Origin of the sequence: Paenibacillus sp. E222 (assembly GCF_013401555.1) — a bacterium.
Classification (GTDB): domain Bacteria; phylum Bacillota; class Bacilli; order Paenibacillales; family Paenibacillaceae; genus Paenibacillus.
In genome coordinates this window covers 1,055,792-1,069,784 of sequence record NZ_CP058552.1, presented here as the reverse complement: position 1 = coordinate 1,069,784, position 13,993 = coordinate 1,055,792, and the positions used below count along the sequence as shown (strand labels likewise).

Sequence of the window (13,993 nt, the reverse complement as noted above, 5' to 3'; positions counted from 1 at the left end):
CTTTTTTTGGCGTTGATGGGCAAGAACTCTGAATTTGGATTTGAATTGAGCGGGTGAACTGGATATAGTTATACAGTAGAGTGTAGGATAGCGAGCTATCCGGGAATATGAGCGCGTATAGCGGCACAACAATACAGGAAGGGCTGTTCTCACCGGCCGTGCCTGATTTTGCGTCGCCTCGAATATAATGGAGGTTAACATTCATGTCGAACATGCGACCGGTTCAGATCCGGCTGCACAGCCGTTATGAAGGTGAAGATGTACTGCAGGAAATGCAGGGTGAAGCCGTGTTGAAGGGATCTGTGCTCTATGTTCGTTATGAAGAGCCACAGGCTGGACCCGAGGGCGGTATTACCCGAACAACATTGAAGCTGGGCGGACAATCCATCAAGATTATACGTCACGGCGAGGTGGAATCGGAGCAAACATTTGAGTTAAACCGCAAGCTTCCTGGTTTTTACCGTTCGCCGTATATGTCGTTTGCCTTGTCCACGCATACACAGGAGCTGGAACTTTCCATTCAGGGATTGAGCGCACGCGCAGCGTGGAGCTACGACTTTTACCGCTTTGACGAAGAATCCGGACATTTCGCGATTAGTTTGCATATACAGGAGGAACCAATTTCATGACACGTAATCCATTAGATACGATTAACGAACGGGTAAGTACAGCCATCGGCAATGCCATTGTTGCTGCTGGCATTGTTACGCAGGAGGATCTGCCGACCATCACCCTTGAAGTACCACGCGAGAAAACACACGGCGATCTGGCAACCAATGCCGCTATGCAGCTGACCAAGATTGCCAAGCGTAATCCACGCCAGATCGCAGAAGAGATTATTGCCAATCTCAACCTGAGTGAAGCTGGAATCGAGAAAGCGGAAATTGCCGGACCGGGATTCATTAACTTTAAGTTGGACAAGAGTTATCTCTACCCTGTGCTGGGGCTTGTACATGAGCAGGGTGAGAATTATGGAAGAATCAATGTTGGTGAAGGGCGCAAGGTCGAGATGGAGTTTGTCAGTGCCAATCCGACAGGCAGTCTGCATCTGGGCCATGCGCGTGGAGCGGCTGTGGGTGATGCGCTTTGCAACATCCTCGACTATGCGGGATATGATGTAACACGCGAATACTACATTAATGACGCGGGTAACCAGGTATTTAATCTGGCTCGTTCCATTGAAGCTCGTTATTTGCAGGAACTGGGCCAAGACGCAGAGATGCCGGAAGACGGTTATCACGGTGAGGATATCAAAGGGTTTGCCAAGGAGCTAGTGGCTGAGAAAGGCGATTCTTTGCTGTCCATGCATCCAGGTGACCGTGCAGCTTACTTCCGCGACTTTGGTTTGGAGAAAGAACTGGACAAGATCAAACGTGACTTGAATCGCTTCCGCGTCAATTTCGACATCTGGTTCAGCGAAACTTCGCTGTATGATAACGGAGAAGTGTTGCGTGTGCTTGACGAATTGCGTGATCGTAATGAAATCTATGAGCAAGACGGAGCAACTTGGTTGAAAACGATGCAGTATGGTGACGATAAAGAGCGTGTTTTGATCAAAAATGACGGTACGTACACGTACCTTACACCGGACATTGCTTATCACCGTGATAAATATGCCCGTGGATACGACACGATGATTAACATCTGGGGAGCAGACCACCATGGCTACATTCCACGGATGAAAGCGGCCATGCAGGCACTGGGCAACGATCCTGAGAAATTGGTCGTGCTGATTGCACAAATGGTGAGCTTGTTCCAGAATGGCGAGAAAGTGAAGATGTCCAAGCGTACAGGCAAGGCGGTAACGATGGAAGATCTGATGGACGAAGTAGGCATTGATGCCATTCGTTACTTCTTTACTATGCGCAGCATGGATTCTCATCTGGACTTCGACATGGACCTTGCGATTTCGACGTCCAATGAAAACCCTGTATTCTATGTACAATATGCTCACGCTCGGGTATGCAGCGTATACCGTCAGGCAGAAGAACAAGGCATTGAGCTGTTGCCATTGGCACAGATCGACCTTTCGAAGCTGACCACGGAACATGAATATGACCTTCTTCGCAAAATGGGTGAACTGCCTGAAGAAATCGCAACTGCTGCTACGGGATATGCGCCGCATCGTATTGTTCGTTATGTATATGAACTGGCATCCCTGTTCCACAGTTACTATCGTGCAGAGCGCGTCATTACTGAAGACGCGGGACAAACCCAGGCGCGTCTGGCGCTGATCGGTGCTGTACGCACCGTCATCGCAACAGCGCTTCGTCTGGTGGGCGTATCCGCACCGGACAAAATGTAATTCAAGCCCTGGCGGTGCACAACCGCCTGTGGCTTTGGCAAAAAGTCTCCATGCACCACGCCTGCAATGCAGCGTGGACATGGAGACTTTTTGCTGTGCCCGCGGCCGAGTTCATACGGCCCCGAGGCACCCAGAGCCAGCGCTGCCTGCCGCCGTGGGCAACCACCGTGAAGCATCACATCACGCAGCAGTGCTGCGCTTAGTGATGCTTCACGGAACGGCTCCCTGCGGCAGGCAGCGCTGGTTACCCTCCGCCCTCCTGCATCAGCTTGAGGGCGTCAATCTCGCCACCGCGTATTTTGCTCTTCGCGGTGGAGGTCTTGCGTGGGCGCAGCGGAACGGTCGCGCGCTTCACGAGCATTTTGATCTCGGCTGGCGACAGGCCGGGGTGCTTCGCAAGCAAGAGCGCTATGGCGCCACTGACGTGGGATGTCGCCATGGAGGTGCCACTCATCTCATGGTGCTTGCCTTGCACCCAGGAGGAGACAATTTTGTCCCCAGGCGCGTATACATCGACGTAAGCACCTCGGTTACTGAACGAGGCAATCCGCCGGTTTTTGTCGGTTGCCCCAACTGATATCGTTTGAGGATAACGTGCCGGATAATCAATGCTGCGGCGTTTGCCGTCATTTCCTGACGATGCAACAATGACAATCCCGGCCTGATAGGCACGGTTCACAACATCAAGCAATGCTTTGCTGCGCGTTTTCATGCCAAAGCTCATATTGATAATATCGACCCGATTGCGCACACACCAGTCGATGCCAAGCACAATGTCTGACACGAAGGCCGAACCATTATGGTCGAATGCCTTCACCGGATAGATCAGGGAGCGAGGAGCAACGCCAATCATACCTGCCATACTATTGGCTGCGGCAATGGTTCCGGCAATATGAGTGCCATGACCGTTATCATCATGAGGAAGTAGACTGCGGTTTAACAGATTGATTCCGCGTGCCAGCGAATAGCGAAGATCCGGGTGTTGATAATCGGCACCTGTGTCAATCACGCCGATTTTAATCCGATGTCCTGTGGATACGGACCATACTTTGGGAGCATGAATCTGTTTGACACCCCAAGGTATGCCCTGAGCACTGCTCGGTTTACTGTGAAGCGCGGTGGCATGAAGGGAGATGGGTACATCTTCTTCTACCGTAATCTCATCGCTGTAGCGAGATAACTGTTCTGGGTCATGCACCGGGGCGATAATGGAGCGGGCCAGCCGGGAAGAGCGTACCATACCAAGATCCGTAAATTCATTCCTCATCCGCGACAGTTCCACGAGGCAGGCTTCATATTGCTTCGGTTTGGCGAACCGGATCAGGTACCGCCGCCCCTGTTCTGGTTCGGGACGTTGCATTCCTTCAACCAATTGATGTAGAAAACCAGTATAGTCCATAATGGGCAGCCCCCTTCGGGATGAACATGCTGAGGTATTCTATGAATGCATTGATCCCGCCGCATGGGGAACCTGCCCTTTTTTTACAAAAAACACGTTCTCTTCGTGTCAAAACGGGCGCAGGGACATATGATGGATGGAGGGCTAGAGGGCTCTTGCGGGGACCCTGGTGAGGAGCGATCCTTCAAGGGTATACAGTCAGAAGGCGGAGGGGACTCCGTCTTTTTTATATGATGATGTTTTTTTTGCACAAAGGGCGATATGTCCCCGAGTTAGATGTCTCTTACGGGTCTGTACATTGCTCGTTTGAAGTCGCTTCTTGGAATTATGAGACATCCATACATAAAAACTTGCTTTTTGAGGCTAAATAGGTTTTACTTAGGTTTGTTAATGGATATGTTATACGTAACGTTCCAGTTCGTAGGGATATAAAGTGAATTTTGTGTGAGAGGAAGTGTCTGTCAGTGAGTACCTCGCTCAATTTGAAAATTGATAAAGAAAAGGTCAGAGAGATTCCTTTGGTGGACCTCGCCTTTATGGTGCTGAAAGCGGCCAATACGCCGTATTACTACCGTGATTTGATGAATGAGGTAGCTAAACAGCGCGGAATGACTGATGAAGAAATTAACGAGTTTATCGCCCAGCTATATACCGAGATTAATATCGATGGCCGTTTTGCTTGCGTCGGTACAAGTCTGTGGGGCTTGAAGCGCTGGTATCCGGTAGCTGGATCGGAAGATACGATGACGGGTGCGAAGCGTCCGCGCATCATCAACGATGAAGACGATGATCTGGAAGATGAGGACTTCGGGGAAGAGGAAGACAGCTACAACAGCGACGAAGACTTCGATAATTCTGACGATGATCAGGACGAAGATGATGATGACGATGATGATGACGAAGACGACATCTTTGACGAAGAAGATGGCGATGAAGAAGTTCTGGTTGAAGATGACGATTTGGAAGAGGAAGACCTCGATGAAGACGATGAAGAAGAGTCCGAAGACGAGGGTGAATTTGACGACGATTCCGATAAGTAGCAGTCATTTTTGACCTCGATAGTTTACCCGTTTTCCCCGCATAGTCAGCCTTGACAGCAGACGGGGTAACGGGTAAACTATTGCATGGGCTTATGAATGAGCGACAAAATATTTATGTTTTTTATAAAAAGTGCCCCGTCCTGCGGGAGTACTTTTTTTGTATTTTTAGAGGCAGAATTTTGCAAAATGATTTGAATTCCGCATGCTCCCGGCCAACAATCCGTGGTCTATTTTTGTATATCCAAAACACCAAATGGATCGATGCAATGATATCTATTTAGGACAGGCCCGGTAGTTGGCTCTCGGAAGGTTTGCACCATTCTACGCTGTAGAACAACGTTGTTTACACACGGTCTTCGCATGAAAGAGCAGTTCGCAGATGCAGGGAATTTCTGCCATTGCTCTTTTTAACGATGATTACCTGGGAAACGGGTTACGATAATACCATATATCGCCTGAATTTCTGTACTTATATTAGGAGGGTAATAATAGTGACAAAGTATATTTTCGTGACGGGCGGAGTTGTGTCCTCCCTGGGCAAAGGGATAACGGCTGCCTCGCTGGGCAGATTGCTGAAAAACAGAGGGTTGAAGGTAACTATTCAAAAATTTGATCCATACATCAATATCGACCCGGGGACAATGAGTCCTTATCAGCATGGTGAGGTTTTTGTAACGGATGATGGCGCGGAAACGGATCTTGACCTTGGCCACTACGAACGTTTTATTGACATCAACCTCTCCAAAAACAGCAACGTCACGACTGGTAAAGTATACTCCTCCGTCATCAGCAAAGAGCGGCGCGGGGAATATCTGGGCGGAACGGTACAAGTCATTCCACACATTACGAACGAGATCAAAGAGCGCGTATTCCGCGCAGGACGTGAAGCGGGCTCGGATGTTGTTATTACGGAGATCGGCGGTACGGTGGGTGACATCGAGAGCTTGCCGTTCCTGGAAGCTATTCGTCAAATCAAGAGTGATGTAGGTCGTGACAACGTCATGTACATCCATGTAACACTTATTCCTTACATCAAGGCTGCCGGCGAAGTGAAAACTAAGCCAACGCAGCACAGTGTGAAGGAATTGCGCAGTATCGGAATTCAACCGAACGTCATTGTATGCCGTACAGAGTATGAGCTGTCCAAAGATATGAAAGCCAAAATCGCTCTCTTCTGTGACATTGATGAAAATGCCGTGGTGGAATGCCGTGATGCAGACACATTGTACCAAGTGCCTTTGAACCTGCGTGAAGAAGGTTTGGATGAGATTGTGGTAAACCACCTGAAGCTGACTACTCCTGCACCGGATATGAGCGAGTGGGAAGGGCTGGTTGACCGTATCAACAAGCTGCAGCATACAGTGGAGATTGCCATTGTAGGTAAATATGTAGCTTTGCATGATGCTTATTTGAGTGTTGTTGAATCCTTGTCTCATGCAGGATTTGCATCCAATGCTGATGTGAAGATTCGCTGGATTCACTCCGAAGATATCACCGATGAGAATGTGGGCGATCTGTTGCACGGCGTAGGCGGAATTCTCGTACCAGGCGGATTTGGTGATCGGGGTATTGAAGGTAAAGTATCTGCGATTCGTTATGCCCGTGAGAAACAAATTCCGTTCTTCGGTATTTGCCTGGGTATGCAGGTTTCCGTTATTGAATATGCACGTTCCATCGTTGGTTTGACTGGAGCAAACAGCTCCGAAATCAATCCGGCTACAGAGTTCCCGGTAATCGACCTGTTGCCTGAACAAAAAGATATCGAAAACCTGGGTGGTACAATGCGTCTGGGTCTGTATCCTTGTAAGCTTCAGGAAGGTTCCCTGGCAATGTCTTGTTATGATGATGAGTTGGTCTATGAGAGACACCGTCACCGGTATGAGTTCAACAATGAATATCGTGAAGCGATCGAAAAAGCCGGTCTGGTAATCTCGGGTACATCCCCGGATGGACGTCTGGTTGAGATCGTGGAGCTTCCGGGACACCCATGGTTCTTGGCAGTACAATTCCACCCGGAATTCACTTCCCGTCCGAACCGTCCGCAGCCGTTGTTCCGTGAGTTTGTAAAAGCTTCTCTGGAGAACGCTGGGAAATAAGTATTGATCATTAAGTTATAAATAAATGGATGTTCTTGGCAGCCGATAAGGGTGCCAGGGGCATCCTTTTTTAGTGCGTAAAGTTAAGCGAAAATGGTTTTTGGCATTTTGGGATGTAAGCAGGATTTCAATGGGTAAGGTAGAATACTTATCATGACGACTATGGGATTGTTATCCAGATTCAGACGTACATGCTTTCCTAATTCTAGGAGGTTACTCAGTGGAAAATAAAAAAGTGTTGATAGTTGATGACCAAAACGGTATTCGAATCCTGTTAATGGAAGTGTTCAGCAGCGAAGGATATAATACGTTCCAAGCGCCTAATGGGAAGATCGCCCTGGAGATAGTAAATAATGACAAACCTGATCTTGTGCTGCTTGATATGAAGATTCCTGGCATGGATGGCCTGGAAATTCTGAAACATATTAAGGAAATTGATCCGGATATCAAAGTCATCATGATGACGGCTTATGGTGAACTGGACATGATCAAAGAAGCTACGGATCTTGGAGCGCTCATGCACTTTACGAAACCGTTTGATATCGATGAAATGCGAGTGGCAGTCAATATGCAGCTTCGAAATGATACTGCGAATAAGTGCAGCTGAATCCTGTAGATACAGGATTTTTTTGCGTGTGAGGCTGTGAGAGTTTACGGGTGGGCATACAAGGTATTTCAGTCAGACATCCGGGGAATATTGGAAATGGGGACGTCATCATGCTGTGTCTATGAAAACTGTGCTGCAAAGCACAGCATTTTTGCAAATGCTTGTTTAGTATTTGACATGGGATGTGGTATAATAAGCCCGTATGTGATTTCGGCTAAAAACCATAGACACAACCCAACACCCCTAGGAGGATTGAAACCATGCCATTAGTATCTATGACAGACATGTTGAACAAAGCACTCGAAGGTAAATATGCAGTTGGTCAATACAACATCAATAACCTTGAGTGGACTCAAGCGATTCTTGCTGCTGCTGAAGAAGAGAAATCCCCAGTAATCTTGGGCGTATCCGAAGGCGCAGCGCGTCACATGAGCGGTTTCTACACAGTAGTTAAAATGGTAGAAGGACTCATTCACGACATGAAAATCACCGTTCCAGTTGCGATTCACCTGGACCACGGTTCCAGCTTTGACAAGTGTAAAGAAGCGATCGATGCTGGATTTACATCCGTAATGATCGACGGTTCTCACCACTCTATCGATGAAAACATCGCAATGACTAAAAAAGTTGTTGAATATGCACACGCTAAAGGCGTTTCTGTAGAAGCCGAAGTAGGTACTGTTGGTGGACAAGAAGACGACGTTATCGGTGGTATCATGTACGCTGACCTGAACGAGTGTGTACGTATCGTTAAAGAAACAGGTATCGACACATTGGCTCCGGCTCTTGGTTCCGTACACGGTCCTTACCATGGCGAGCCTAACTTGGGCTTCAAAGAAATGGAAGAAGTTCGCGATGCAGTTAACGTTCCACTGGTACTGCATGGTGGTACAGGTATCCCTAAACATGATATCGACAAAGCCATTTCCCTGGGAACTTCCAAAATCAACGTGAACACTGAGAACCAAATTTCGTTCTCCAAAGTGGTTCGCGAAGTGCTTGCAGCTAAACCAGATGCTTACGATCCACGTACATTCATCGTACCAGGCCGTGATGCAATCAAAGAAACCGTTAAAGGTAAAATTCGCGAGTTTGGTTCCAACAACAAAGCGTAATTTGTCTTTACCAGTTCCATACTGTGTAAGTGGAAAGAACACCGCCTAGCCGGTGTCTTTCCATTTTCACGCCTTATTTCTACATCGAAAGCCAACAGCACGTATTGCCGTTAACCGGCTGCAAAACACGTAGGGGGACATTAAGCTTTATGGAAAAATTGATGATTAGTGGCGGACGTCCGTTACAGGGAACTGTAACTATAAGCGGCGCCAAGAACAGCGCCATCGCGCTTATTCCTGCAGCATTGCTTGCCGAGTCAGAAGTCGTGCTGGACAACCTGCCGCTTTTGAGTGACGTGGCGGTTTATGCAGAAATTTTGGAGGAACTCGGAGCTCGTGTACACTGGGAAGGCAGTCAGATGAAGATCGATCCTTCCGATATTAAATCCATTCCCATGCCGAATGGTCCCGTGAAGAAGCTACGTGCTTCGTATTATATGATGGGAGCACTGCTTGGGCGTTTTAAAGAAGCAACCATTGGTTTGCCCGGGGGCTGCAACTTTGAGCCTCGTCCGATTGATCAACATATCAAAGGGTTTGAAGCGCTTGGCGCAACCGTAACGAACGAACATGGCTCCATTCATTTGCATGCCAAAGAGCTGCGCGGAGCAAAGATTTATCTTGATGTAAGCAGTGTAGGTGCAACCATTAACATCATGCTGGCGGCTACTCGTGCCAAAGGCTCTACAATTATCGAAAACGCGGCTAAAGAGCCTGAGATTATAGATGTAGCAACACTTTTGAATTCAATGGGTGCCAGCATCAAGGGTGCGGGTACCGAAACGATCCGCATTGAAGGTGTGTCGGAGCTTAAGGGCTGCCGTCATTCTATCATTCCGGACCGTATACAAGCAGGTACGTATATGATCGCTGCGGCTGCGACGCGTGGCGACGTTCTGATTGACAATGTCATTCCTAAACATCTGGAGGCTTTGACGGCAAAGTTGCTGGAAATGGGTGTTGGCATTGAAGAACTCGACGAAAGTATTCGTGTCATTGGCAAACCAAGCTACAATCATGTAGACGTTAAGGCGCTCGTATATCCCGGTTTTCCAACGGATTTGCAGTCCCCGATGACTAGTGTATTGACACAGGCAACGGGTGTGAGTGTCCTGAGCGACTTTGTATATAGCAACCGATTCAAGCACGTTCCTGAATTGGTACGCATGGGTGCCAAAATCCGTGTGGAAGGGCGCTCGGCTATTATTGAAGGCAGTGCACTGAATGCGGCCAAGGTAAAAGCATCCGATCTTCGCGCCGGTGCCGCGCTGGTGATCGCGGGTCTCACCGTCAGTGAAGGTGTGACCGAAGTGACAGGCGTTGAATTTATCGACCGCGGGTACGATCATCTAGTAACCAATCTGCGTCTGCTAGGTGCAGATGTGTGGCGAGAAACCGATTAATTCTGTATTGTATGACGAGTTTTACGGTATTCAAATGATTATTTTGGCAGAACTGCATATCCTTTCAGTAATTGGGTAAACCTGTTTTAATAGAGTTCTCAGTCTCTCCGGGATAAGACGAAATGTTCCTGTTTCCTTTACCGGAGGGTCTTTTTTTGAGTCAGACTTCATATGGCTTTAAGAACATCATTTCCTTTTCCCCAAACCCCGGTTTTGTTTGAACTGCGCTCCATAGCCGGTCTGCCCGGATCGAACGCCTCATGTATTCGTGTTCACTCACTAGCGGATCTTGCCGAAAGTTGGCTATCCCGCCCGGAAACTTACACTCAAAGACAAGTATTTGCATTATAACGGTTACATTCCGTACAATGGACAGAAGAGAAATGCAGAACGATGCTGCTCTTATAGCCGGAACATCAAGCGAAACTATCCATTTCACGGACTTATTAATTGAATAGGTGGTTATTATATGGATCTACAAATTTCCGATTTGGAAGAAATGAAACTAACGGACCTCTACAAACTGGCCAAAAAATATCAAATTCCCTACTACGGCACTTTAAAAAAGAAAGAATTGATCTTCGCTATACTACGTGCGCAAGCTGAACAGAGCGGATTGATGTTCATGCAGGGTGTGCTCGAAATTCTACCTGAAGGCTACGGATTCCTTCGTCCGATCAATTACCTGCCAAGTACGGAAGACATCTACATCTCAGCCTCACAGATTCGCAAGTTTGACCTAAGAACAGGTGACCTCGTATCAGGTAAGTGTAGAACACCTAAAGAAAACGAGCGATACTTCGGTTTGCTGCAAGTCAACGCTGTAAATGGTGAGAATCCATCGGCGGCTGCGGAAAGGCTTCACTTCCCGGCATTAACCCCATTGTACCCGCAGAAGAAACTGGTTCTCGAAACATCCCCCAACCATTTGTCCACACGCATTATGGATGTGCTCGCCCCGGTAGGACTGGGACAGCGCGGATTGATCGTAGCACCTCCCAAAGCGGGTAAAACACTACTCCTCAAAGAAATCGCCAACAGCATCTCAACCAACAACCCGGAAATTGAACTATTTGTCCTGTTGATTGATGAACGTCCGGAAGAAGTTACGGATATGTCGCGTTCGGTTAAAGGGGAAGTTGTGGCTTCTACGTTCGATGAGCTGCCAGAAAACCATATCAAAGTTGCGGAATTGGTGCTGGAACGTGCGCTCCGCCTGGTTGAAGCGAAAAAAGACGTCGTTATTTTGCTGGATAGCATTACGCGTCTTGCTCGTGCATACAACCTGGTCATCCCACCGTCCGGACGGACACTTAGTGGCGGTATTGACCCTGCAGCATTCCATCGTCCTAAACGTTTCTTCGGTTCTGCACGGAATGTGGAAGAGGGCGGAAGCCTGACGATCCTGGCTACAGCATTGATTGATACAGGATCACGTATGGATGATATCATTTATGAAGAATTTAAAGGTACGGGCAATATGGAGCTTCATCTGGATCGTAAGCTGGCCGAGCGTCGTATTTTCCCGGCTATCGATATTCGTCGTTCCGGTACACGTCGCGAAGAAGTGTTGCTGAGCAAGGAAGAACTTGATACAATCTGGGCGATTCGTAAAAATATGAACGATTCCCACGACTTTGTCGAAGGTTTCTTGAAAAAACTGCGTAATAGCAAGACGAACGCTGAATTCCTGGCGGCATTTGATACAGCTGGCAGCAGTCCAACCAGCAACTCCGGATCGACTACGACTCGCCGCTCGCCAAGACAGACTGCGGCGTCCGGTACAACTACCTAGCATTACGTCGTTGATTTAACTCAAATTTTGCAGCGCTGCTGCTGATTAACAATATACTCGTCGTTTGGTTTTAACCCATTAGATGTGAGGAGAACATCATGTATTTAGTATACGCAGATGAAAAAGGTAATGTATTTGATCATCCTTCCCTGTACGGGTTGGCCCGCAGTGGAGATATGATCGTCGAAATTATGGAGGATGAGCTGATTCCTTTGCCGGAAGGTGCAACGCTGGTTGGACTGCCGAGTACACGCCCGATTGGTATGGACCCGGATACTGGCGAAATGCTTCCAATGCCTAGCGATACACAGGCGGTTGGGGCTTTGCTTCCGCAAGGGTTCACTCGGTTGTGTCTGCCGGGGTATGTAAAGACGGATAAAGAGTACAAACTGCCTTTGTTCGGTTACTCGGCTGTTGTGTGGAAAGATGGTCAGTTTTACGTCACTGCCCGGATGTCGGATCATCCAGATCAATGGAATCCGCTGAACTGTGATCGGGATGACGTACGTGCGGGTGTTAAACGCTTAACGAAGCAATATCCTGAAAACCGTCTCTATACCCATCTGTCCAATTGTGCGCTCGGGTATGAATGTCTGACTTCGTCCAACACCTTCCTGAATCGTTGGGAAGGCGGAGTTCCAGTATCCTATTCCTGCAACGCAGGCTGTTTCGGATGTATTTCCGAGCAACCGGATGATAGTGGCTTCGTTTCTCCGCAGACCCGGATGAATTTCCGTCCGCGTGTAGACGAAATCGTTGAAGTAATGCTGGAGCACTTGAAGACGCCGGAATCGATTATCAGCTTTGGTCAAGGTTGTGAAGGGGAGCCTTCCACACAGGCCAAATTGATTATTGAGGCTATCCGTGAAGTGCGTTCCATTACCGACATGGGATATATCAACATTAACACCAATGCCGGTTTGAATGATCACATGAGAGGTATTGTTGATGCAGGGCTTGACCTCATGCGTGTAAGTACAATCAGCGCTCTGGATGACCACTACAATGCATACTACAAACCTCGCGGATATACACTGGCCAATGTAGAAAAATCGATGAAATACGCCGCTTCCCAGGGCGTATATACGTCGATCAACTATTTGATCTTCCCGGGAGTAACAGATCGTGAGGAAGAGATTGAAGCGATGATTGAGTTTGCTCGCAGAACCGAGTTGCGTCTTATTCAAATGCGTAATCTTAATATTGACCCGGAGAGCTATCTGGAATTGATTCCTCCGGCTCAAGGTGATATTTTGGGTATGAAGCAAATGATTGAGATCTTTGAGGAAGAGCTGCCTGATGTCGTTATCGGCTCTTACACGCATGTTCCCCCAGCTGGAATGGCACGTCCTAAACGTCTGATCACCTCTTGACAATAATGGATTGCAACCGGCATTAGGCCGTGTTATAATCTTCGATGTTGTGCCATTTATTCTGGGTCCGCTTGAGGCTCAGGGCGGAAAGAGGTGAAAGGTAATGAAAGCAGCAATTCATCCTAAATACACGATTGGTCAAGTATCTTGCGCTTGCGGGAATACTTTTGAGACTGGTTCGGTTAAAGACGGACTTCGTGTAGAGATTTGCTCCGCGTGCCACCCGTTCTTCACCGGTAAACAGAAGTTTATCGATGCTGGCGGCCGTGTTGATCGTTTCAAGAAAAAATACGGAATCTAATTCAGCAATTCCCTGGGGATTGTCTGTCTATTACATCCAAATCACCTCTGCCGTTCCGGCAGGGGTTTTTATATTTTTTTATGTGATTGTATTGCTGCCCTTTTCGCTCCGGTTGCAATTTAGACAACCTTAAGTTATACTATTTCTTACCGTGCTAGATGGGGAGGTAGCGGTGCCCTGTAACTCGCAATCCGCTACAGCGAGGTTGAATTCCTGCTAGAGGTTTTGTCGATGTGAGGTTTGGTCCCTTAACGTGGTGTTGACGGTTGGGTCCTCCGCAATGAGTACTCATGAACCTGGTCAGGTCCGGAAGGAAGCAGCCATAAGTGAGATCACTCTTGTGCCGGAGGGTCGCCTAGCCCGAGCTGTTGTTAAGGGGTGCCGCTTGGATCGCAAATATCGATAGCAGGTGCACGGCTTACCATTTAAATGTAGAGACCTTTGCAGTTGTATGTATGCAGAGGTCTTTTTGATATGTCTAAAAAAACCACGTATGATGAGTCAGATAAAGTTTGGATTCACCCCGGAATATAGTATAATGGGGGAACGACAAAGGACT

11 protein-coding genes and 1 other RNA gene are annotated in these 13,993 nt (G+C 47.9%); 11 read left to right on the top strand and 1 reads right to left on the bottom strand.

The window, feature by feature from the left end; genetic code table 11:
* Positions 1-203: 203 nt before the first annotated feature.
* Both HW560_RS04805 and argS read left to right on the top strand, forming a co-directional pair.
* Positions 204-629 (top strand): YwiB family protein, encoded by a 426-nt coding sequence (locus HW560_RS04805; protein WP_063567645.1) that lies wholly within the window; start codon positions 204-206, stop codon positions 627-629.
* The gene (gene argS / locus HW560_RS04800) at positions 626-2,305 is read left to right on the top strand and encodes an arginine--tRNA ligase (protein WP_090905331.1); all 1,680 of its coding nucleotides are present in this window, start codon (positions 626-628) and stop codon (positions 2,303-2,305) included. Before HW560_RS04805 ends, argS begins: the two co-directional genes overlap by 4 nt.
* Positions 2,306-2,549: 244 nt before the next feature.
* Here the strand turns inward: argS and HW560_RS04795 are convergent, their stop codons facing one another.
* Complete coding sequence (locus HW560_RS04795) at positions 2,550-3,704, bottom strand: S8 family peptidase (protein ID WP_090905328.1); 1,155 nt, start codon at positions 3,702-3,704, stop codon at positions 2,550-2,552.
* Positions 3,705-4,168: 464 nt separating this feature from the next.
* Here HW560_RS04795 and rpoE point away from each other — a divergent pair, with 464 nt between their 5' ends.
* The 9 genes from rpoE to ffs all read left to right on the top strand — a co-directional run bounded on the left by rpoE (position 4,169) and on the right by ffs (position 13,851).
* The gene (rpoE, locus tag HW560_RS04790; RefSeq protein ID WP_076292187.1) at positions 4,169-4,744 is read left to right on the top strand and encodes a DNA-directed RNA polymerase subunit delta; all 576 of its coding nucleotides are present in this window, start codon (positions 4,169-4,171) and stop codon (positions 4,742-4,744) included.
* 491 nt (positions 4,745-5,235) lie between these two features.
* Complete coding sequence (locus tag HW560_RS04785) at positions 5,236-6,840, top strand: CTP synthase (protein WP_090905326.1); 1,605 nt, start codon at positions 5,236-5,238, stop codon at positions 6,838-6,840.
* A 220-nt stretch (positions 6,841-7,060) separates the two neighbouring features.
* On the top strand, positions 7,061-7,447 hold the full coding sequence (locus tag HW560_RS04780) for a response regulator (RefSeq protein WP_024628781.1): 387 nt from the start codon (positions 7,061-7,063) through the stop codon (positions 7,445-7,447).
* A 260-nt stretch (positions 7,448-7,707) separates the two neighbouring features.
* Positions 7,708-8,562 (top strand): class II fructose-1,6-bisphosphate aldolase, encoded by an 855-nt coding sequence (gene fba / locus HW560_RS04775; RefSeq protein WP_090905324.1) that lies wholly within the window; start codon positions 7,708-7,710, stop codon positions 8,560-8,562.
* Positions 8,563-8,711: 149 nt separating this feature from the next.
* Positions 8,712-9,965 carry a UDP-N-acetylglucosamine 1-carboxyvinyltransferase gene (locus tag HW560_RS04770; protein WP_063567653.1) on the top strand — a complete coding sequence of 418 codons (1,254 nt, stop codon included), beginning with the start codon at positions 8,712-8,714 and terminating at the stop codon, positions 9,963-9,965.
* Between the two features lie 469 nt (positions 9,966-10,434).
* Positions 10,435-11,760, top strand: coding sequence for a transcription termination factor Rho (gene rho / locus HW560_RS04765; RefSeq protein WP_076292185.1), 1,326 nt, complete (start codon positions 10,435-10,437; stop codon positions 11,758-11,760).
* A gap of 98 nt (positions 11,761-11,858) precedes the next feature.
* Entirely contained in the window at positions 11,859-13,133 is a 1,275-nt protein-coding gene (locus HW560_RS04760) for a radical SAM family protein (protein ID WP_090905318.1), read from the top strand.
* Between the two features lie 103 nt (positions 13,134-13,236).
* A complete protein-coding gene (rpmE, locus tag HW560_RS04755; protein ID WP_024628775.1) occupies positions 13,237-13,434 on the top strand; it encodes a 50S ribosomal protein L31 in 198 nt (65 codons plus the stop codon).
* A gap of 149 nt (positions 13,435-13,583) precedes the next feature.
* Positions 13,584-13,851: signal recognition particle sRNA large type (ffs, locus tag HW560_RS04750), an RNA gene on the top strand.
* Positions 13,852-13,993: the final 142 nt, after the last annotated feature.